Source organism: Dyadobacter sp. SRI_021, from assembly GCF_057586235.1.
The window spans coordinates 373,238-393,119 of record NZ_JBYCZM010000002.1 but is presented as its reverse complement, the minus strand read 5'-3'; the positions used below and the strand labels follow the sequence as shown (position 1 = coordinate 393,119).

Annotated in this window: 19 protein-coding genes and 1 pseudogene; 9 read left to right on the top strand and 11 right to left on the bottom strand. The window is 50.0% G+C overall.

Annotation, left to right across the window (positions count from 1 at the left end):
• The first annotated feature begins 83 nt into the window (after nt 1–83).
• Complete coding sequence (locus tag AC2YIT_RS06875; protein WP_487278710.1) at nt 84–1,451, top strand: alpha/beta hydrolase; 1,368 nt, start codon at nt 84–86, stop codon at nt 1,449–1,451.
• A 165-nt stretch (nt 1,452–1,616) separates the two neighbouring features.
• On the opposite strand, the gene AC2YIT_RS06870 is transcribed toward AC2YIT_RS06875, so the two are convergent.
• Both AC2YIT_RS06870 and AC2YIT_RS06865 read right to left on the bottom strand, forming a co-directional pair.
• Nucleotides 1,617–2,249, bottom strand: a complete 633-nt coding sequence (locus tag AC2YIT_RS06870) for a hypothetical protein (protein ID WP_487278709.1) — start codon at nt 2,247–2,249, stop codon at nt 1,617–1,619.
• 85 nt (nt 2,250–2,334) lie between these two features.
• The gene (locus tag AC2YIT_RS06865; RefSeq protein WP_487278708.1) at nt 2,335–3,114 is read right to left on the bottom strand and encodes a hypothetical protein; all 780 of its coding nucleotides are present in this window, start codon (nt 3,112–3,114) and stop codon (nt 2,335–2,337) included.
• A 137-nt stretch (nt 3,115–3,251) separates the two neighbouring features.
• Between AC2YIT_RS06865 and AC2YIT_RS06860 the strand changes: the two genes are divergently transcribed.
• Nucleotides 3,252–4,007: an MBL fold metallo-hydrolase gene (locus tag AC2YIT_RS06860; protein WP_487278707.1), complete on the top strand. Its 756-nt coding sequence runs from the start codon at nt 3,252–3,254 to the stop codon at nt 4,005–4,007.
• A 91-nt stretch (nt 4,008–4,098) separates the two neighbouring features.
• Here the strand turns inward: AC2YIT_RS06860 and AC2YIT_RS06855 are convergent, their stop codons facing one another.
• Together AC2YIT_RS06855 and AC2YIT_RS06850 are read right to left on the bottom strand one after the other, a co-directional pair.
• Nucleotides 4,099–4,848 carry a DUF4262 domain-containing protein gene (locus tag AC2YIT_RS06855; RefSeq protein ID WP_487278706.1) on the bottom strand — a complete coding sequence of 250 codons (750 nt, stop codon included), beginning with the start codon at nt 4,846–4,848 and terminating at the stop codon, nt 4,099–4,101.
• 109 nt (nt 4,849–4,957) lie between these two features.
• Nucleotides 4,958–5,176: a SymE family type I addiction module toxin gene (locus AC2YIT_RS06850; RefSeq protein ID WP_487278705.1), complete on the bottom strand. Its 219-nt coding sequence runs from the start codon at nt 5,174–5,176 to the stop codon at nt 4,958–4,960.
• A gap of 327 nt (nt 5,177–5,503) precedes the next feature.
• On the opposite strand from AC2YIT_RS06850, the gene AC2YIT_RS06845 reads away from it, so the two are divergent.
• The 3 genes from AC2YIT_RS06845 to AC2YIT_RS06835 all read left to right on the top strand — a co-directional run bounded on the left by AC2YIT_RS06845 (nt 5,504) and on the right by AC2YIT_RS06835 (nt 8,439).
• Nucleotides 5,504–6,676 carry an ImmA/IrrE family metallo-endopeptidase gene (locus AC2YIT_RS06845; protein WP_487278704.1) on the top strand — a complete coding sequence of 391 codons (1,173 nt, stop codon included), beginning with the start codon at nt 5,504–5,506 and terminating at the stop codon, nt 6,674–6,676.
• The gene (locus AC2YIT_RS06840; RefSeq protein WP_487278703.1) at nt 6,673–7,179 is read left to right on the top strand and encodes a DUF4411 family protein; all 507 of its coding nucleotides are present in this window, start codon (nt 6,673–6,675) and stop codon (nt 7,177–7,179) included. The genes AC2YIT_RS06845 and AC2YIT_RS06840 overlap by 4 nt, the downstream gene beginning before the upstream one ends.
• Before the next feature lie 141 nt (nt 7,180–7,320).
• Nucleotides 7,321–8,439 (top strand): hypothetical protein, encoded by a 1,119-nt coding sequence (locus tag AC2YIT_RS06835; protein ID WP_487278702.1) that lies wholly within the window; start codon nt 7,321–7,323, stop codon nt 8,437–8,439.
• A gap of 29 nt (nt 8,440–8,468) precedes the next feature.
• Here AC2YIT_RS06835 and AC2YIT_RS06830 read toward each other — a convergent pair whose 3' ends face one another.
• Nucleotides 8,469–10,706: a M28 family metallopeptidase gene (locus AC2YIT_RS06830; protein ID WP_487278701.1), complete on the bottom strand. Its 2,238-nt coding sequence runs from the start codon at nt 10,704–10,706 to the stop codon at nt 8,469–8,471.
• A gap of 205 nt (nt 10,707–10,911) precedes the next feature.
• Between AC2YIT_RS06830 and AC2YIT_RS06825 the strand changes: the two are divergent.
• The 3 genes and pseudogenes from AC2YIT_RS06825 to AC2YIT_RS06815 form a co-directional block, all read left to right on the top strand.
• Nucleotides 10,912–11,070: pseudogene (locus AC2YIT_RS06825) on the top strand (hypothetical protein); the annotation flags it as partial.
• A 74-nt stretch (nt 11,071–11,144) separates the two neighbouring features.
• The gene (locus AC2YIT_RS06820) at nt 11,145–11,315 is read left to right on the top strand and encodes a hypothetical protein (protein ID WP_487279011.1); all 171 of its coding nucleotides are present in this window, start codon (nt 11,145–11,147) and stop codon (nt 11,313–11,315) included.
• A 118-nt stretch (nt 11,316–11,433) separates the two neighbouring features.
• Complete coding sequence (locus AC2YIT_RS06815; protein ID WP_487278700.1) at nt 11,434–12,021, top strand: helix-turn-helix domain-containing protein; 588 nt, start codon at nt 11,434–11,436, stop codon at nt 12,019–12,021.
• Here the strand turns inward: AC2YIT_RS06815 and AC2YIT_RS06810 are convergent.
• The 4 genes from AC2YIT_RS06810 to AC2YIT_RS06795 form a co-directional block, all read right to left on the bottom strand.
• Nucleotides 11,963–13,147: a monodechloroaminopyrrolnitrin synthase PrnB family protein gene (locus AC2YIT_RS06810; RefSeq protein WP_487278699.1), complete on the bottom strand. Its 1,185-nt coding sequence runs from the start codon at nt 13,145–13,147 to the stop codon at nt 11,963–11,965. The genes AC2YIT_RS06815 and AC2YIT_RS06810 overlap by 59 nt on opposite strands.
• A 270-nt stretch (nt 13,148–13,417) precedes the next feature.
• On the bottom strand, nt 13,418–13,780 hold the full coding sequence (locus tag AC2YIT_RS06805) for a DUF1304 domain-containing protein (protein ID WP_015810871.1): 363 nt from the start codon (nt 13,778–13,780) through the stop codon (nt 13,418–13,420).
• 40 nt (nt 13,781–13,820) lie between these two features.
• Complete coding sequence (locus tag AC2YIT_RS06800) at nt 13,821–14,141, bottom strand: type II toxin-antitoxin system PemK/MazF family toxin (RefSeq protein ID WP_430847700.1); 321 nt, start codon at nt 14,139–14,141, stop codon at nt 13,821–13,823.
• Complete coding sequence (locus AC2YIT_RS06795; protein WP_430847698.1) at nt 14,134–14,364, bottom strand: hypothetical protein; 231 nt, start codon at nt 14,362–14,364, stop codon at nt 14,134–14,136. The genes AC2YIT_RS06800 and AC2YIT_RS06795 overlap by 8 nt, the downstream gene beginning before the upstream one ends.
• 87 nt (nt 14,365–14,451) lie before the next feature.
• On the opposite strand from AC2YIT_RS06795, the gene bla reads away from it, so the two are divergent.
• Complete coding sequence (gene bla, locus AC2YIT_RS06790) at nt 14,452–15,186, top strand: subclass B1 metallo-beta-lactamase (RefSeq protein ID WP_430847696.1); 735 nt, start codon at nt 14,452–14,454, stop codon at nt 15,184–15,186.
• A gap of 221 nt (nt 15,187–15,407) precedes the next feature.
• Here bla and AC2YIT_RS06785 read toward each other — a convergent pair whose 3' ends face one another.
• Nucleotides 15,408–16,151 carry a ThuA domain-containing protein gene (locus tag AC2YIT_RS06785; RefSeq protein ID WP_430847694.1) on the bottom strand — a complete coding sequence of 248 codons (744 nt, stop codon included), beginning with the start codon at nt 16,149–16,151 and terminating at the stop codon, nt 15,408–15,410.
• A 271-nt stretch (nt 16,152–16,422) separates the two neighbouring features.
• Entirely contained in the window at nt 16,423–19,872 is a 3,450-nt protein-coding gene (locus AC2YIT_RS06780; RefSeq protein WP_487278698.1) for a PVC-type heme-binding CxxCH protein, read from the bottom strand.
• Nucleotides 19,873–19,882: the final 10 nt, after the last annotated feature.

The window sequence follows — 19,882 nt, the reverse complement described above, 5'->3', positions numbered from 1 at the left end:
ACCGGTAAATAACAAACGGTTGAGTAGATCAGTGATACTCGCTAACTTGTAGAATTACCTCGGGCCTTAAAACCACCACCTCTATGGAAGGCATTATCAACGACAACCTCGACCAGCAATCGCAGCGCCCCGGCCCGAACGGCCCACGGCCTTTTTTCACGCGGGGTTCCAAAGTAACTGTTACCAACGCAGAATACGACCGCCGCGCATTGTGGTACATCACCAGCGACGGCACCAAAGTCATCGGGAATAAAGTAGAACTGGATGCCTATTCGGGCTTGTCGGCGCTGGATCGGTCGCATTTTTTCATCTGCTACCGGCAGCAAAAAGCGGGCATTCCGGTGATCGATATGGCGGATGCGCCCGACAAACTGTTTTTCGCAAACCTTCCACCCTCACCCGACCGCGATTTCAGGGTAACGGAGCTTTTCCCCGAAGTATGGGCTACCGGTGTGACGCAGGCTGCGAGCCGGTTGCCGGAGTCGCGCAAGCACGTTTTTGTTTACATCCATGGATTCGACTGGGAACCGGGCCTCAAATTGGAACTGGTGCCTCAGTTCGCGCAAAGCTACCTGGCCCACCCTGAAAACAGCGTGGCCAATGTACTTTACTTCGGCTGGCCATCGTACGGATGGCGCAAAAAGGCCGACGACCGCTCCATCGGCTACGGCGAGCAGTTCACACGCAATGGTTTGTTTGAGTACTTCGAAGTGCTTTCCCGGAAGCTGCAAGAAGCAGGCAAAACGCTCAACCTGGTCGTGCATTCATTCGGGCACCAGCTGCTGAATGGCATGATCAACCCTGGCGAAGGCCACAGCATTCCGACCCGCATTTTCGAAAACATATTCCTCATGGCCCCCGACGTAACGCACCTGGCCGTGCAGCAGGGAGGTGTACAGCTGCGAAATATGCGCAGGAAATTCAAAGGACCGCATTTTCACTACAATTACACACCGTTGAAACAACTTGGCAAGCACGTTCACATTTACTACGACCCGAGCGATTACCTGCTGTATGTGAGTTCCAAACAGTTTAACCTCAATGAAAATACCGCCACTTTTGATCCCCGCCCCGACGCCGAAGGCCTTACCGCGGACTTCCGTAACCTGGGCAGTTATGGCGACGAAATCTTCAAAAACGAACCGAACCTGAAACTCGAAGACGGTTTCAATTTCTATAATGTGCTGGATATCATCAAGCAGGACACTGGTCCGCAAGTAGACCCGCTCTTTTACGGTTTCCTCAACAACGACGACTCCGCCATGGCAAAAGCCCGCGAAGGCGATTACAGCGGCATTCAATTAGGTAAAACATTCTGGGAAAGGCATTACCTCATGAACCACCACGCTTACCTGTTCAGCAGCAGGCCCGTGGTGTCGCACGTGTTGCAGCGACTCGCAGGCGTACCCGCGCAGCCGCCCGTACGCGAGGAAGAAGCGCCTATTGTGTAAGAGGTATTAAAAAAGAGTAAGGCAAGTTTCATGTCACGCTGAGCGCAGTCGAAGCGCAAGCACGACGGTGCGGTACGGACTGCCTTCGACCGCCCGGCCGCCCCTTGCGCCCAGCGTGACATTTGGTTTTACAGCGTCTCCGGCAGGTCAGCCCAGGCTGCGACCTCATCGCTTAGTAGGCACCCAAACCTCCGGCCCGGGCTCCTTACCCGACGTAAGTTCGACCAACGACAACAAATATTCGTTTTCAGGCTCGCCACTTTGTTTTGCCATCTGGCGAAACGCCGCTTCACCCGCCGGAAACACCGCCGTAAGATCCAGCTTCCAGGTACCGTTTTCTTTGTTGAATTCGAACGATAATGGCGTCTTCTGCCCTCGCACCAAGAGTTCGCCCGTAGCGAAATTACCATTCACTTTCACGACGCCCACCTCGTTGTTCATCACCGAACTCTTCCCTACCATACCCATCTTAATGGCCGTTACCAGTAATTGCTTGCCATTGGTAGTCAGGATTTCGTCTTTCGAAATGCGATGACGAATGATCAACACCATCAGTTTGTCCATCAGAGAAAGCCTATCGACTGTCAGCGAATCGGCCGTTTTCACCTTTTCGAGAATATCGCCGTAATAACTAATCGTCTTCGTATCAACCTGTTCCACAGCCTCCTCGCCTTTGTCATTCAGGATCGCTGATTTATAGTCGTCAAATGTTTTCTTGACTTGTTGCTCCTCCGTTTGCTGGGCTGTTGCCAGTATCGGAATCAGAAATAGGAAGGCGATGCGGAAAAAATGCTTCATATTTATTTGGAGTTAAAAAATAGGCCGCGAAGATAGTGTGATAGCTTTTAAAAACTGCTTCCTGGAAGACGGATTAGCACCATGCCTAATTCAAATGCTGCAACTCCTTCCCATTCCAAACCCCTTTATAAGTCTCATTCAATCCTTTTATCTCAATTCTGAAACTCTGGTCCTCAGCTTTATACTCCGACTGAATGACATTATCGCTTTGATCCAGAAATTCATAACCATAATGGAATGGCAATTCTTCACTCATGAAATGCATTCGAATCCCGCCATCAAGCATATCGAAAATGGCGATGTGAAAATGTTCGGGGTAACCTTTATCGGCATAAACTTCGTAGCCCATATTCTGCGCGGCAATCGTGAAAAGCTGCTTGTGGTACACGAGCGGATAACGAAAATCGATGAAAGTATGCGGCCGGAAATCCGTGTAATACCGCTGGCCGTCAATCCGCAAAGCGTAACACATATCGAACGAATACTTGTCCGCACCACCCGATTTCTGATGATAAACCTGGTTATGAAAAATGGTATCGACAATCGCCAGCGACGGAGCGACCAACTTCCCCGCCACATTCGCGGGATCTTTTAAATTCTTCGACTTAAAAAGTAAAATACCGCCGGGCTGCGGGAACAGCAGCGACATTTTCGGATCAGGCTTTTGCAGGAACGTCTGCGGCGCGATTTCCCGCGTAGTGCCCGTGAGCACTTCCGCATGCGTGCTCGCTCGCGTGTAGGAGCCATTCTGAACGTTAAAGTTGAAAGGCGCCACAACGAACTCCTGCGCCAGCGCCGGGCCCGCGCATAGGAGAACTAAGGAAAATTGCGCCCCGCGGAGCGCCTTTGCAAAGAAACGTATCATGATACTAAGTGGTAACCGATCGTCCTGCAAGCTAATCACATCTTCCACTTCGCGATTAAAAAGCCATGAAAAATCGTCCGAAAACTTGCTCGGGGGCCAGCAAAGCCTAAATTTGATTTGTATAAAACCAACAAATTATGAAAACGACTTTCACCTTTTTGCTCCTGTTCGCGGCCTCGCTCTGCTTCGCCCAGCTTCCCAAACCCGATGAAATCCCGACCTCCAAAGGTCCGCTCAAAATCCAGCCGCTCAACCACGCCACGCTGGCCCTCACCTGGAACGGCAAAACCATCTACGCCGATCCTTACCAGGCCCCCAAAACCTTTGTCGGCATCGCTAAACCCGATCTAATTGTAATCACCGACATCCACGGCGACCACTTCGACCCGGCCTCCCTCGACGCCCTCGACCTGACCGGCACCGTCATCGTGGCCCCGCAAGCCGTCGCCGATAAGATGTCCGACGCGTTGAAAGCCAAAACCACCGTCCTCGCCAACGGCGCCACCACCGAAAAACTCGGCATCAGCATCACCGCCATCCCGATGTATAACCTCCCCGAAAGTGCCGACTCGCGCCACACCAAAGGGCGCGGCAATGGTTACGTCCTCAAACTGGGCGGCAAATCCGTCTTCCTCAGCGGCGACACCTCCGGCATTCCGGAGATTAAGGCATTGAAAAACATCGATGTGGCGTTTGTGTGTATGAATTTGCCTTACACGATGGATATTAATGAGGCTGCCACCACCGTGCTGGCGTTCAAGCCGAAGGTGGTGTATCCTTACCACTACCGCGGGCAAGGTGGGTTTAGTGATACGGAGGCGTTTAAGAAGCTCGTGAATGAGAAGGATGGGAAGATTGAGGTGCGGGTTAGGGATTGGTATACTGTGAAGTGACACCATCGATTTGCTTCGGCTTCGCGCAGCATGACAATTTCAGTAACATTACCATGTGAAATGTTAGCCGAGCGGAGTCGAAGATAGCTTATCAATACTCATCTTGTCCATTTGAAGGCTTTTCCCTCACCCAACGCTCCTTTATTGATTCCCTTTCAGCCGCTTCCCCATATCCAAGATTAAATAACTCGTTTAGGCTTGGATCTCTTTTTATGATTTCCGATAATGCAACGAGCCGGATATCCTCAGAATCCTGGTCTCCCGTCAAAAATTGCCAATCACCATCATCGTCATGGACCACCCTCAAAATAGGGTTGCCAAGTTCCAGCCATTGCCTAGTCGTAAAAACTCCAAGATTCATCACTTCCCGAAACTTAAAATCTGCATTACGATCCAGCAAAGGCTGCATAACCAGATACTTTTCATCAAATCCATCTTCCCAGGGAAATTTACCCGTGCGATCTGCCCAGATCATTTGCAGAGCCGGAAAACTTTCGTAATTGTAGAATTCCATCGCATAGCCAAAATAATCGCCGACATTTCGCTCATCGACCTCAACGAACATGGCAGATCCGACTTCGAGAACGTCGTCCGACGGCTCCCCCGCCTTAAACTCGGTCCCCTTCCGCACCAATTGGCCTGCATGGTTAACCAAGTCATGCAGAGAGTCATTTGACAATCCGAAGCATATGATTTCAGGATGGCGGTATTCCTGCCAAAGGCCAATGCTGTAAGCAAAGGATGGCAGATAGTCTGTCGCTTCGATAATGATAACCGACAAACCGTGTTTTTCAATATGCGACTTCGTACGCTCGTTGTCGTGGCATAGATGATGATCCATTTTGTTTAAAATTTCTTGAAGAATTGCTCCAAAGTAAACAAAATGTGGCTTGGCTCGGCATTTCGTGATTAAACAGTGATTGTTGCAAAACAACCGGTTGTTTTTAAAGCTACGATTCCTGTGCTGCGTTGAGCGTAATCTCAATTTTCTTGCCCAAGCACTTCACTGTCACTTCGTCGCCGCATTCAAAGCCGGCTTCTTGGAGCCATTTGCCACAGAGGCGAATCTCGGGCGTGAGGACGTATCCGTACCATACTCGTGGGAGGTATTTGCCGTAAACTTTCAGGCGTCGCTCGCGGAGAGTTGAAGATTTTTTTCTGTGTGTCATAGCTTGTAGTTTTTACCAGGCAATATTAACACAAAGCAAGGTAAAATCGAAACTAAATAAATTACTAATAAACTCAATAACAAACACTTACATCGTATTTGCATGATGTAATTTGCTAATTAATTTACACGAAATGCCAAATAATTATAGTTTTGTGTAAAGCTCGACGCTCAGAAAAATATTTCGATCTTGCGAAAATATTTGAAAAATATAGGCAGCTCCAAAGTCGGCTTGCCGCTTAATAACTAGTATTTGTCGTTAGCGGTGAAAAGGAGTAGACACTAGGCCGTACAGACTTAACAACGTAATAAAGACCTCCTCCCCTTCATGGCAGACAAAGCATTCATCACACCTATCGTTTTTAAATGGGCCCGCGAATCCGCGAAAATGACTGCGGAAATAGCGGCGTCAAAAGTCAATGTCCCGTCGGAAAGATTGCTGGAATGGGAAGCTGGAATAAGTCAGCCGACCATCAAACAGGCTCAGACGCTAGCGAAGGCCTACAAACGGCCATTTGCACTATTCTTTCTCCCCGACATTCCGCGGGACTTTCAACCTTTACAAGACTTCCGCAGAAACGATTCCAAAGCACTAAGCACCGGGTCCGTTTTCATTATTCGTGAAATTCAACAGAAACAGGCTTGGATCAGCGAAACCAATACGGAAAACAGCCAACATAAATACCCATTTGTCGGGCGCTTTACAGTCAAAGACAATCCGGCAGAAGTCGCGCAGGACATTTTGAACACGCTTGGTATTTCCCCGGGCAAATACCCCAATGGAAATGCTGTTAAAGAATGGATAGAGAAGGCAGAAGCAAAAGGTATTTTCGTTTCAAGAACCAGTTTCATAAACTCCCATTTAACATTAGATAGCGATGAACTCCAAGGATTTGCCATCGCAGATCCCTATGCGCCCTTCGTCTTTATCAATTCCGAAGATTGGACAGCGCCGCAGCTATTTACACTCGTACACGAGCTTGCGCACATCTGGATTGCTGCCACTGGAATCTCCGCCGACATTGAACCAGGTTTCATGAAGGCCGACCGGCTTCACCCAATTGAGCTGTTCTGCAACGAAGTAGCCGCGAATGCATTGATCCCGAGCAGTATGCTGACTCAATTGGGTAGCAGCACTTATCAATCTGCATCCCACGTTTTCGCCATCGCAAAAACATTCGGCGTCAGCTCCTTTGCGCTGCTCGTCCGTGCATTGAATTTGAACCTAATTACGATCGCTCAATACAAAAGTTTAAAAACAGCGGCAGACGCCGAATTCAAGGCCTTCCTCGCCAAAGAAGAAGCGAAAAAAGCGAAGCAAAAGGAAAGCGCTGGCGGGCCAAGCTACTATCTATTACAAATTCAGAAAAACAGCCGATTATTTACTCAAACCGTTCTGGACGCATTTCGCGGCGGCAACCTTGAACCAACTCAGGCAAGCTCGCTACTCAACGTGAAAATCAATCACTTTCACAATCTGGAAGCCCAGTTATATAAATGAGTAACGCAATCAAAAAGTACAGCCTGGACGCCAACATGCTGATCCAGGCCTGGAACTCGTATTATTCACCGAAATTTTGTCCGAGTTATTGGGATGTGTTGAATGAATTGGGAAATGCTGGGAGAATTTTCATTCCCGAAGCTGTCCATGAAGAAATTACTCGGACTGATGACGACTTATGCGAATGGCTTAAACAAAGCCGGATTGAAATCAAAAGTGTGGATGAAAAGGTAATTCAATTCCTTCACGCGATTTGGGCTGCAAATCCCATTCATACCACCCTGGTAGACAACGTCAAAGGCAGATCCCTTGCTGATCCATGGGTAATTGCACACGCAATGCGTGAAGGAGCGACTGTTGTGACTAAGGAGGAGAAGGTTACTGCATTGAATGCTAATCGGATTAAGATCCCCAATGTTTGTGAGAATATGGGGGTTGAGTGGGTGAATGATTTTGGGATGATTGAGGAGGTCAGTGTGAAATTTTCGTGTTCGTTAGTTTGAAGCAAAACATCTAGGAAAATTGCTAAAAATTGCAATCTTTCTGATTTCTCCTTCTTACGAAATGAGGCTTGATTAAAAGCCGGCAAGCTGGTTAGACAAAATAAGACTATTCCCAACTTAATCGCCAAACGAAAACAAATAATGGAGAAATTATTCGATGATAAAGATAGGAAGGATAAGCGCTATGCAAGGCACATAGAAAGAACTTACAATTTCTATGATTCGACTGCAAGGCCAGAGTTTGTAGCAATACGTGAAATGCTGAATGAATGGTTTTCACGATATCCAGACACAGACAAACGCCAGCTTAAAGGAGATTTTCGTTCGCAATTTGAATCGGCTTTCTTTGAACTTTTCATACACGAATTATTTTTCCAACAAGGATTTTCATTATCCGCGCATCCAAGCGTTCCGAACTCTACAAGAAATCCGGATTTTCTGGCAAAAAAGGGCGACGTGGGGATATATTTAGAAGCCAAAGTAGCCACTGATAAATCCAATGAAGAGCGAACGTTTGAAAATAAGGTTGGTGCCATATATGATGAACTAGAAAAATTAATTAGTCCAGATTACTGGATTGACATTGTAGCAATATGCTTTAAAACCAACAGGCAGGTAAAATTGAGTAAAATGAGAAGTCAAATTCAAACCTGGTTAAACGAATGCCATTCAAAACAATCACCAATCTACAACGATTACCACGAGTATAGTGAAGAATGTTACTCATACAACGACAGCGAGGTAAAAATATCCTTATGCCTCTTTCCATCCACTATTGAAAAAGACCATCCTATCGCATCCTATTTGGGTGGTACCTATTCTGGTGGATGTGAAGAAGCTTTAATTGATGCAATTAAGACAAAGGGAAGTAAGTATGGACAATTGGACAAACCATATATCGTATGCATTAATCTTCCCGGACTAAGATATCCTCGCACAGATGAAATACACAACACTTTGTTTGGTAAACGTCGCTCAATCTCCGACCTATATCCTTATGAGTCAGTCCCTTTTTCTACTGAAATGGATGAAATCCTAAAAAATCCTGCTGGACCGGCATTTACCCAAATCTCAGCCTTTTTCATCACAAGAGTTTTCGAATCAAATCTACATATAGCAGATCACTGGCTAATAGAACACCCGAATGCAAAAAACAAGCTTGATTCCTCGATTATAGCCCTTTCCTATTCAAATGTAATGCAGGAGAAAGATTCAACAAAAATCTCCATTGGGCAACTAATCCAGCAAAGCAGAGAATAATCCCTGATGGCCCAATTTAGCCTTACAGCTCACCTCCCCACCCCACAAGCCCTTTCAACCTCCCCAACAAACCCCTCCAAAACCCCACTAACCCGTAAAATCCCCTCCTCAGCCTCCTTCCAATTCTTCTGCTCAATCGCCTCCCGGATCATCGGCAAAGTCTTCACCCCATACCCGGTATAAAAGCCCGGTGCATAAATCTGATGCCGGTACCAGGGTCGGCGAGGTAAGCCATCGGCATGGATCAGCTTCCTTTCGGTTTTGTATAAAATCTCATTCAGCTCCTTCAACTTATCCGCAGGCAAGCGGGAGAGTTTCGAGGAAGCCGCAGCAAATGCCTTGGCACTGTTTTCCAGGGCCACTAATGCGTTATCCAACGGCGCGAAATTCAAATACGGCGCTACGGATTGAAGAGCAGGCTTCACAAACGGATCTTTCGGATCGGCAGCGGCTTCATAACGACCTTCGGCAACGAGTTTGTTATGCTCCTCAGCTTTGGCGCGGACGTTTTCGAGCTCCTTTTTCACTTCCGAACTGTAAACCTGCACGGTGTTCGCGAAGTTACTGAAGTCAAAGGGTAATATGTCGGCGTTGGCGAAACGGAGGACGGAGCGGCCGAGGGTTTTGGCGAGGGTGGCGCCGTAGGCAAAGTCGCCGTCCTTGAAGCGGGTGTAATGGTCGTAGGAGTCGAAAATGGAGTGGTAGTCGCCGCCGGCATCTTCGCCGCCGTAGCCTACGTTGAGGGAGGCGATGCCGAGGTGCTGGATGAACGGCGTATAGTCAGAACCGGAACCCAGGGCGCCAACGCGCAGGTCGGCGCGGGAGCGGGCTTCTTGTTTGGCGGTTGGAGAGCCGTTCAGGATCGTGCGCGAGCGCAGGCGGTCGATCACGCTCGTGCCTTTTTCAGGGTCGGTCACATCACGGCCTACCTGGTTGATGAATTTTTCGAGCGTGTGCGAGCCGCCCGCGCTCAGGTACCCGCGACCGTTTCCGTCGGAATTGAGGTATACAACGGCCTTTTCCTTCAAAATGGACTGGTATTTCTCCACCCATTCGGTCGAGCCGAGCAGGCCGGGCTCCTCGCCGTCCCACCAGCAGTAGACGATGGTACGCTTCGGCTTCCAGCCGGTTTTGACGAGCTCGCCCAATGCCCGCGCTTCTTCCAGCTCGGCCACGGCACCGCTTACCGGATCGGCCGCACCGAACACCCAGGCGTCGTGGTGGTTACCGCGGATCACCCACTGGTCGGGAAACTCGCTGCCTTTCAGCGTCGCGATCACATTGTAGCAAGGCACAATATCGAAATTGAATTCGAGCTTCAAATGCACCTTCGCCGGACCAGGACCAACATGGTAGGTAATCGGCAATGCGCCCCGCCACGTCGCAGGTGCTACCTGGCCGCCTAATGCTTTAAGCAGCGGCAATGCGTCGCCGTACGAAATCGGCAGCACCGGGATCTTCATCATCGCCGGGGCTTCCTCCACCGACAGGCGCTTGTGCGTCGCGTCGGCCACAAACCCGTTCGTCAGCGGATCGCCTGGCGCCAGCGGCAAATCCACCACCGACCCGCGCTGCACACCCGACTCGTTTTTAAATGCCCCTTTGGGATATACGTCGCCCTGGAAATAGCCGTCCTCCTTCGGATCGGAATAAATAATGCAGCCGATCGCGCCATGCTCGTACGCGACTTTCGGCTTGATGCCCCGCCACGAACCGCCATATTTCGCGATCACAATTTTCCCTTTCACATCCACACCCAGCTTAGCCAGCTCCTCATAATCGTCCGGCACGCCATAATTCACAAAAACCAGCTCGGCCGTCACGTCGCCATTGGCCGAAAATGCGTGGTAAGGTGGCAGCACATCCTTCGTTTGTGCCGACGTGGCATCCTCCTTCAATGGTTTTTCGGTTAACGATGCTTTGAATTTGGCGGGCTCGGTCAGTTCCAGTATCCGCACTTTGGGCGTCGGGAAAAGCACATGCACCGTATCGAGACGTGCGTCGAAACCCCACGAAGCGAGCTTGTCGCGCAGGAAAAGCGCGTTATTGAGGCCGTACGGCGAACCCAGCTGGTGCGGAAAGGCCGTCATGCGCTTCATCCAGTCGCGCAGGTTGTTGGCTTGTAGTTGTTTGTCAAATGCCGCTTCAAGATCCAGCTCCTTCTTTGCCGCCTCGGCGCCGAAACCAAGGAGCGACGGTTGTTGCTGCGCCAGCGAGGGAGTTATCACGAGGCTAGTAAGGGTGATTTGGAGTAGTGTTCTTTTCAAAAGGTGTTGCATAGGAACGGAGTGAGAGGTCATTGGTGATGCTTAAATATAATAAACGAAGTGAATGAATGGCAGGGATGGGCCGAGATTGTACCATTACATGCACGGTTAAGTATAAAAAATGTCAGTCAGGAGCGCAGTCGAAGACAGTCCATACCGTGACGCACTTTAGACATCGCGTTACTATGCTTCGACTGCTCTCTGCATGACATCGCCAGAAGTGATTATTGGTTGTTGCCGAGTATTAGATTTTATACTCTTTTACCTTTTCAACTATCAACCAACGCACTATCACATGAAATCGTACTACGTATACATTGCCAAATGCGCCGATGACAGTTATTACACCGGCGTTACCAACGACTTGGAACGGCGGCTCTCAGAACATAACTCAGGCAGGGACTCAGGGCATACACTTTCACACGTCGTCCTGTCGAAATTGTCTTTGCGCACGAATTCAATGACGTCCAGCAAGCGATTGCATTTGAAAAGCAGATTAAGGGTTGGAGTAGAAAAAAGAAAGAAGCAATTATTGCAGATCGATGGGAAGACTTGAAAAGGCTCGCGGAATGTCAAAACGTTAGTCATTACAGACGAAATAGTAAATGAATTTTGAACATTAACTATGAATACGAATTCCATTGTCTGCGCTACTCATTAAATGCCGTAAAAACGCCGCTATCAAATGCGTGGCCGCAACGCTAATTTTACCGGAAACAACTTCGAAATGAACAAACAAACTACTTCCGGACAAATACGCACATTGCGGAAAAACAAAGGTCTCTCACAGGAATCGCTGGCTGAAATGGCGGGCATTAATCTGCGCACTTTGCAACGGATCGAGGCCGGCGACACCATTCCGCGCGGCGAGACGTTGCGCCTCCTCGCGCAGGCACTTGGGGTAGATGTCGAAACGTTCTTTGCTAATGCCCTTGCCGCTCCCGTCGCCATCCCGCCAGCACCGGTGGTTGAGGATCCGGGGGTTTTGAAACTGCTGAATCTTTCTGCGCTGTCGCTTTGGGTAATGCCGTTTGGTAACGTGCTCCTGCCGCTTGCTTTTTGGATCTACAAACGAAACACCGTCGCCGGCGTCGCGGAATTCGGGAAGCGGGTTCTTCAATTCCAGATTACATGGACAGTACTTACTTACGGAATCGCATTTACCGCCATGTTCTCGGCATTTTTCGGCCACCTTGGCATGCCGCAGTTTGCCTTGTACTCCACGAGTGCGTTGTTGGTGGTTAATACCATTGTAATCATCCGGACGCATTTCCAGATAGGACGCAGGAAAGGCCGGATTTTAGGTTTGGCCTGACATATTCGCCCAGCCTCTCCATTTTCTGGCTAGATAATTTCAAAATATGTGAAAGAATGCCCGGAGAATATCCACCGCTCCCATTATCTCTCAATTCATGAAAATCTGATTTCAAAGGGCAGACCGGCCTGTTTTTCCCTGCAATAACATGGCTGTAAGCTTCTTCTGCCACCATTTTATGCGGCATTCTGAAACTTTTCAGTTGCTGCATAATGGAATAAAGTCCTTTCATTGATTCGTAAACAACGGGATCAGAAGCAATTCCCCGGGTTATAATGGTATCAATGCTTTTGTCGATCAAATTGGGCTTATTTTCAAGTCGGTGAAAGATCTCCCGCATCTCCCAATGAATATACGGCACGTAGGTTTTCTTGAATGTATTGTATTCTTCATCCACGCAATTGCTACTCCAAAGCAAATGATCAAATACAAACATCGGCATCTCGACGGCACCCGGTCCCAGATATTCACGGTCGCCAATCATAACCGGATCAAAATACAAACGGAGCTCCTTTGAAAAATAAGACAACGATACATGGCGGCGCGCGAACACAATTCCTTCAATCACTTTTTGAAAGTGAATAGTGATCCGGTCGCAAACAGCCTTAAAAGCCGCCGATTGAATGGGAATGCGGTGCAGCTCGACTAATAAATAAATGGCCTTCACCAACGGGTTCATCGCCATTGCGACGCTCTCTATCAAACATTGCTCGTCAAGCGTGCCTGTATAGGTCCGCCTTCTTGTTCCGCACGGGTTCCAAACCGTGTAATGCAGCAAAGTATCGCGCGGCGGCAGAAATGTTTTTTCAGAAAGCATTGTCAGGGTTATTTGCAGATTTGGAATAACAGAACACGGCTCGACACGGTGTCTTTTAAGCGAACCCAGCAGGAAGCCGACGTCACGCACTGCGGCATTTGCCTCGTAATAATCCCAACTCCGCACATCCGCTTCCGAAGGCATGATTTGGTTCGCCAGTTCAATCAATGCATTAGCATTATGATTTTTATTGAGTTGAGGAATAACAGGAAGTAGATCATCTGCATTCAGCGGATCAAGGCTGGCAATAAATTCATTTTCATCGATTTGCAAATTAATTTTCGCCGCAGCACAGTCAGATGGTCTCATGGATACAGTAGTTTGATTAAAAAACAGAACCAATTCCCAGGATATGCACCCTGTTGTTTGGCCACGTTAAAATCAAATCTGTACCATTTCAGAAAGTCTGCCTACCGGGAAAGAACCATCGGTTAACAGTAAATTAGCCAATGGCAAATGCGTGTCGGATTATCAAACCGGCGTCTGAAATTTCCCGGAAAACTTTGGGTACTTATTCTACATCATCCCTCCCGGAACGACACTGTATCGCTCCTTCCAGTCAGCTCCCGGCATTCCTATTTACAAATGCAGCACCACCAAGGCCACAATCGCCGGCAGCGCCTGCACGAAAAAAATCTTTTTACTGGCCGTCACCGCCCCGTAGATCCCGGCAACAATCACACAGGTCAGAAAGAAAACACCCACATATAAACGCCAGTGGTGGTCCTCAATCAGCAGCGACCAAATCAGCCCCGCAGCCAGGAAGCCGTTATAAAGGCCCTGGTTAGCAGCCAGCGTTTTGGTAGGTTTGAAAAGCTCGGGTGCGAGTGACCCCTTAAAGGTTTCCTTGCCTTTGGTTTCCCAGGCGAACATTTCGATGTAGAGAATGTAAAGGTGTTCCAGCGCGACTAAGGCGACCAGGATGGTAGCGAGTGTTTGCATGGCAGCTAATTTGGAAAAATGATCATTATTAGATTTTGCTTTAAGGAATTTGGAGCAAAATTTTCAGCTTGGAATTCATATCATTAAGCTCGTGAGCTGATAACCTACCCAAAAGCCCTTTTGCCAACCTTCGATCCAGGGTGGCTATTTTACCCGTCCTGACAAGCGATGCTGATTTTAAACCATTGGTGGGATTTGGAGCAAGCAAGACGTCGCTGGGCTCCGGCCAGCCGATTTGACTGGTTATAAAACAAGTAGTGATATCGATCCTGTCTGCCGCGAGAATAACCGCGGGCCGCAGTTTACTTCCTGACAAATCGGTAAATGGGAACGGAATGAGTACAATATCTCCCTTAACCATTGTACACTTCTTTCAAATCAGCAATAGTATAGAGATCCTCTTCGTCCCTCAGAAACTCGAATGCAGTACCTTTTTCAACCAATAACTGAATCCCTGCGGCGAGCTGTTGTTCTTCATGACGCTTACGGACAAACTCAGCGAAGTCCGATATTTCCTCTGCCTTGTCGACAGGAAGCTGGTTAATTGCCTCCAAAGTACGTTCGATGATCGCTTGTTTCGTCATGGTTTTACAGGTTATGTATCCAAATATAGCAATTTCCTTTATCTTGCCAGCCACTTTTCCCATTCACTTCTACTCACTGACCAAAGCATGAAAAAACACATTCTCGCTTGCCTGCTCCTATGCCTGTACACACTCGCGCATGCGCAAACACCCGACAAAAGCTTCAAAACCGACGACCTCATTATCCAGAAGGTCAGTGACCACGCATATACCCACCTCACCTACCTGCAAACGCAAACTTTCGGCAAAGTCCCCTGCAACGGCCTGATCGTATTCGATGCGGGCGAGGCCGTGATTTTCGATACGCCGGCGGACGATGCGACGTCGGAAAAGGTAATCCGCTGGGTCCAGGATAGTTTGAAATGCAAAGTAAAGGCCGTGATCGCGACCCATTTCCACGAGGATTGCGTGGGCGGGTTGAAGGCTTTTCACGAGCACGGAATCCCGTCCTATGCGACCAACAAGACGATTGCATTTGACAAAGAACACAATTTCCCTGTCCCTCAGAAAGGTTTCGACGACAAACTGAACCTGAAAGTGGGCAAAAAACCGGTCGTAGCCGCATTCTACGGTGAAGGACATACGCGCGACAATATCATCGGCTATTTCCCGAGCGAAAAGGTAATGTTCGGCGGTTGCCTGATCAAGGAAGTCGATGCGACGAAAGGTAACCTGGCAGACGCCAATGTTGATGCCTGGTCCGCGACGGTGACGAAAATCAAAGCGCAATATCCGGATGTGAAGGTCGTGATCCCTGGCCACGGCAAAATCGGCGATACCGCTCTGCTCGATTACACCATCAAACTATTTGCTCAAAAATAAACCGCAGCGCGGTTCCCTGTTTGTAGCAACCAAGTCGGTTCAACATAGTTTCAGCTCCGTAGGAGTTTCCTTGATCAATGCGGATCAGAAAGCTCCTACGGAGCTGAAATCGTTATTTGGAACTTCGATGCTATAAACAGGGGGCCGCTCTGCGGCCCAGGCGGTCGGTGATCGATGGTCGGCGGTCAAAACCGCCCCACGTCACCCTACCGCAAAACGCCCTATTTCACCCCTTTTCCCGTCGCAGCCCAGTAAATACCGCCGTAAAGGTGGTCGAGGAACGACTGGTCGGAGTAAACCAGGCCAATGTGGCCCAGGCCGGTGTAGAATGCACGGCCACCGTCGAAATTGTGATACCATGCAATCGGGTGGTCGCCCATGCCGTTGCCCTGGCTGGTTTTAGGGTCGTAAGTTTTCTCGTCGAGCGTGATGAGCACTTTCAGGTCGTCGGCGTTGAGCGGCTTTTTGTATTCATACCACTCGTCGGTCCAGAGCATACGCTTCGGGAAGCGTTCCAGACCCGGGAAATTGCTGTCTTTCACATCCAGGAAAGCGGTTTGCTGCGCCGGGTGCGTTTTGAAATACGCTCCCACCAGCTTGCCATACCAGGGCCAGTCGTATTCCGTATCCGCCGCCGCGTGGATGCCCACCCAACCTTTTCCGCTTTTGATGTACTTTTCGAGCGCCGCTTGCTGCGTATCGTTGAGGATATCACCGGTTGTGTTCAGGAAGATCACTACCGAATAGTTAGCCAGGCTTTTGTCATTGAAAACATCGGCATTCTCCTGCCAGTCGACCGAAAAATTATGCCTTGATGCCAGGTTCCTGATCCCGGTCACCCCTTCGTGAATGGAAACATGGTGAAAACCCGCAGTTTTGGTAAAAAGCAACGCTTTAAACTGCTGCGCATGTGCTGTAACCGCGCTTCCGATCAGAAGAGACAGGGCCAGTATTTTTTTGAACATGATTGTAATTTGGGTAAAGATGGAAATAGTATTTAAAACAAAAGGGGCTTGAAATTTACTGATGCGGTCATGGCAGAGCTAGTCAATTCTGTAAAGACGCCTCTGATTTAATGCCAAAATCGGAGCTAACATTAAAATGAGTGCCTTTTTAATGTGAGCTCCAACCGCTCGTTATAAAAAAACCGAAGGATTACCGTGGTACTAAAGGTTGAGAAACGACGCAGCCGACCCCACAATAGAGCCGGCTGCATCTCAATTACATCCAAACAAACTACCGCCCCATTTTCAGCCGCGTCTGCGCGCCGCCGCTGACGTCTTTCAGCTCCACTTTCAGGCCGCCTTTCACCACATTTCGGTCGAGCACGAGTGTGATCGGTTGAATGCCTTGCGAAAGATCGGCAGTGATGGTGCCGTCGGAGACTTTCAATGCCTTATTACCGTTGTAGGCGGTCACGCCCGGGTTGTTTACAGCAAATGTTACAGGTCCCTTGGTCAATGCTTCGATTTCGAAACGGACAATGCTGAACTGTTTGCCGGCGCTGTTTCGCATTTCGGCCAGGTCGTCGGTTGGGAGCTCGCCGGAGACTTTGCTATACGCGGGCGAAGTGATCACTTTTGCGCCTTTGCCAGCGATAACCGGGCCTCCGTCCATCGAGAATTTACTGGCCAAATCCTTGCTCAGCTCGATCGTCTCCCACCTGCGTACGTAGCGCGTTGCGGGTACACGGAAGTCGCCTGGTTCGCCTAGTTTAGTCAGGAATGCCACGAGGTTTACGAACTGGTCGCGGTCGAGGCTGGCGGTGAGGCCGGGAGGCATGAGTGAGCCGGGGACTTTTTCCATCACCTGAACCTGGCTTTTGGCAATGGAAACCTCCTTGCCCGTCACGTCACGGATCACAATATCGTTGGCGCCGTCGGAGGCCAGGTAGCCCATCAGCTCAGAACCGTCTTTTTTCACAACGCGTTTCAAGTCGTAACCTTCTTTAATGGAAGCACTTGGATACAGGATCGAACGGATAATGGTTTCCGCCGGCGAACTGGTGCCGAGGCTGCTCAAATCCGGGCCAATCAAGCCGCCTGCCCCACCAATCGCATGGCATGTGGTGCAGCTCGACTCTGCCTTGCGGAAAATCAGTTCTCCTTTGGCGGCGTCGCCTTTTTCACGGGCCAGCTTAGCGAGTCCCTCTATCGTTTTGTCGTCAAGGTCCTGCGGCATTTTAGGCGCCGGCAACGATCCACCCGATGCTTCCAGGGCCTTTTTCAATGCAGCAATCTCATCAATGCTCTGGCGCGTCCAGCCGGCGCGCTGTTGCACGAGCACCCGTCCGCGCTTCGCGAATGCCTCCGGAATTTTCTTCGCCGCAATGGCCTCGGCCAATGCAGCCGCACCGGAGTTCGAAGGAATGAATGCCAGGAAAAGCTCCGACACGTCGGCATCAGCAGGCAGCGAGCGCATGAGCTCCGCACTCACGCGTGCGCCCTCTTTTTCATCCAGTCCGGCCAGTTGTGCGGCTGCGATGATACGTACTTCCGGCGTATTTTTCGCGCCTGTCAGCTCGGTTACGAGCTGCAATGCTTTGGGTTTGTCTATGGCCCCCAATGCACCCAGCGCCGCTTTTTTGGTAGCCGGGTTGCCACTCTGGATCAGTCCGGTCAGCCGGTCGTTCAACGAGGCTATTTTCCAGAGGCCGATCAGACGGATAGCACTCAGGCCTACCGCTTCATCCTCATTCCCAATTAATGAAGCAATGCGCTCTGTGTTTTTGTTCGGGATCACTTTGCGCTGGTTGCCCGCCTCTTCCAATGCAGCAAGTTGCGCTGCCGCATTCTTATTGTTGTTCTGCACAGCAAGGTCGAGCAAAATATTGAGGTCGGCAGGCTGACCGAGGCGTGCTATGGATGCAAGTACATCCTTCTGATAGTCATCCGGTACCTGGCCTTTCTGGTACAATGCGGTCAGCAAAGTCGCTGCATCTGCACCGGTAGCCGATTTCAATGCATAAGCCGTCTTTTTCGCGTCGCCCAGCAGGTTGGCATCCGTTTTCAGTTTCGGCAGCCAAACCGGTTCCAGTTCGCGCACGGTTTGCCACAATGCGAAATCCAGGAATTCGTCCATCTGGGCGTCGAGCACGGTTAATGCGGTTTTCGCAGCTTGCGGTGTTTTGGTTTTGCGCAATGCAATTACGGCTTCCAGGCGCACCTGCGGATGCTGGTCTCCAACAGCTTTGGTCAGCAATGCCGGAGTATTCGAAACTTTGGGATACCAGAGCGCCAGCGCACGCAAAGCAGCAGCGCGCACATTGTGACTTTTGGCATTCAGCAAATTGAGCAGCACCGGCTCACTCACGGTTTCCAATGTTTGGTATACCCATAATGCTTCCAGCAAATTGTGCTCGTATTTCGCATCATTTTTGTCCAAACCAGCTACCCATTTTTCCAAAGCAGGAAGCACTTCCTTTGCACCGCGGGCTTTCAGCACCTGTTTTGCTTGCAGCCGTGTCCAATCTTCTGGTAACTTCAATGATTCGAGCAATTCCGTTACGCTCGCTTTCCCTAGCTGAGGCTTTTTCACCAACGGGCGGTTCTTGGCTACAATGCGCCAGATACGGCCATGCTGCTGATCGCGGCGGGGATCGTGGAAATCCACTTCACCGTGCTGAATAATGGGGTTATACCAGTCGGCGACATAAATCGCGCCATCCGGACCTACATTGATGTCCACCGGACGGAAAGCCACGTTGTCCGACCACATCAGGTCGTCGGTCTGTTTCGACACATAACCGCTCCCCTGCTCTTCCAGTTTGAAGCTGTTAATGCGGTTGGCACGGAAGTCGTTCGTGATCATGCGGCCTTGCCATGCGTCCGGCAAATGTCCGCCGGAAACCACATCCAGGCCGCTATGCTTCGGCTGGCCGGGGTTAAGACCGCGCAGAATGCGTGCAGCACCGGGTGCAGTTACAAATGCCGCCCCTGGGAATGCATAGTTAATACCCTCACCACCAGCACCATCCGTCAGGAACGACTGCCCCCAGCGGTCGAACTGCAGGCCCCAGGGGTTCACGAGCCCGCGTGCGTATACGTCCATATCGAGGTTGCGCGTGTTGAGCTGCCAGACACCGCCGCCTTCGAGGCGTTTGATACCAAATGGAGTTTCCACGTGGCTGTAAATGTAGATCGACTGGTTGAAATACATTCTACCCTCCGGGCCCCAGCGGAAAGTGTGGATCAAATGGTGCGTATCGCCGGTTCCGAAACCGCTCAGGATACGGCGCTTCTTGTCGGCCTTGCCATCGCCGTCCGTATCCGCGAAATGCAGGATCTCCGTCGAGTTGGCCACGTAGCACCCCCCGTCACCGGGCAGGATACCGGTAGGCTGGATCAATCCTTCGGCAAAAATGGTCGATTTATCGGCCTTGCCGTCGCCGTCCGTGTCTTCCAGGACGAATATCTTGTCGTTAGCCGATTCACCCGTTTTCAAATGCGGGTATACCGTGCTGCTCACCACCCAGAGGCGGCCTTCAGTATCCCAATTCATCTGGATCGGCTTCGCGACCATCGGATCGGCAGCAAATAGCATTACCTCGAAGCCCTCGGCTACTTTAAAGGATTTCAGTTCCTTTTCAACGTCGGGATCCAGGTTAAAGGGGTGCAGCTCAGGCTCCGTTGAGGAGGTTAGCAGCATCATGGGAAGGAGCAATGCCCCGTAGAGTAATCTTTTCATATTTGGGCTG

What these genes read in the sequence shown, in the direction of transcription:
- AC2YIT_RS06875 (WP_487278710.1), top strand. Translation starts at nt 84, where the DNA reads ATGGAAGGCATTATCAACGACAACCTCGACCAGCAATCGCAGCGCCCC.
- AC2YIT_RS06870 (WP_487278709.1), bottom strand. Translation starts at nt 2,249, where the DNA reads ATGAAGCATTTTTTCCGCATCGCCTTCCTATTTCTGATTCCGATACTG.
- AC2YIT_RS06865 (WP_487278708.1), bottom strand. Translation starts at nt 3,114, where the DNA reads ATGATACGTTTCTTTGCAAAGGCGCTCCGCGGGGCGCAATTTTCCTTA.
- AC2YIT_RS06860 (WP_487278707.1), top strand. Translation starts at nt 3,252, where the DNA reads ATGAAAACGACTTTCACCTTTTTGCTCCTGTTCGCGGCCTCGCTCTGC.
- AC2YIT_RS06855 (WP_487278706.1), bottom strand. Translation starts at nt 4,848, where the DNA reads ATGGATCATCATCTATGCCACGACAACGAGCGTACGAAGTCGCATATT.
- AC2YIT_RS06850 (WP_487278705.1), bottom strand. Translation starts at nt 5,176, where the DNA reads ATGACACACAGAAAAAAATCTTCAACTCTCCGCGAGCGACGCCTGAAA.
- AC2YIT_RS06845 (WP_487278704.1), top strand. Translation starts at nt 5,504, where the DNA reads ATGGCAGACAAAGCATTCATCACACCTATCGTTTTTAAATGGGCCCGC.
- AC2YIT_RS06840 (WP_487278703.1), top strand. Translation starts at nt 6,673, where the DNA reads ATGAGTAACGCAATCAAAAAGTACAGCCTGGACGCCAACATGCTGATC.
- AC2YIT_RS06835 (WP_487278702.1), top strand. Translation starts at nt 7,321, where the DNA reads ATGGAGAAATTATTCGATGATAAAGATAGGAAGGATAAGCGCTATGCA.
- AC2YIT_RS06815 (WP_487278700.1), top strand. Translation starts at nt 11,434, where the DNA reads ATGAACAAACAAACTACTTCCGGACAAATACGCACATTGCGGAAAAAC.
- AC2YIT_RS06810 (WP_487278699.1), bottom strand. Translation starts at nt 13,147, where the DNA reads ATGAGACCATCTGACTGTGCTGCGGCGAAAATTAATTTGCAAATCGAT.
- AC2YIT_RS06805 (WP_015810871.1), bottom strand. Translation starts at nt 13,780, where the DNA reads ATGCAAACACTCGCTACCATCCTGGTCGCCTTAGTCGCGCTGGAACAC.
- AC2YIT_RS06800 (WP_430847700.1), bottom strand. Translation starts at nt 14,141, where the DNA reads ATGGTTAAGGGAGATATTGTACTCATTCCGTTCCCATTTACCGATTTG.
- AC2YIT_RS06795 (WP_430847698.1), bottom strand. Translation starts at nt 14,364, where the DNA reads ATGACGAAACAAGCGATCATCGAACGTACTTTGGAGGCAATTAACCAG.
- bla (WP_430847696.1), top strand. Translation starts at nt 14,452, where the DNA reads ATGAAAAAACACATTCTCGCTTGCCTGCTCCTATGCCTGTACACACTC.
- AC2YIT_RS06785 (WP_430847694.1), bottom strand. Translation starts at nt 16,151, where the DNA reads ATGTTCAAAAAAATACTGGCCCTGTCTCTTCTGATCGGAAGCGCGGTT.
- AC2YIT_RS06780 (WP_487278698.1), bottom strand. Translation starts at nt 19,872, where the DNA reads ATGAAAAGATTACTCTACGGGGCATTGCTCCTTCCCATGATGCTGCTA.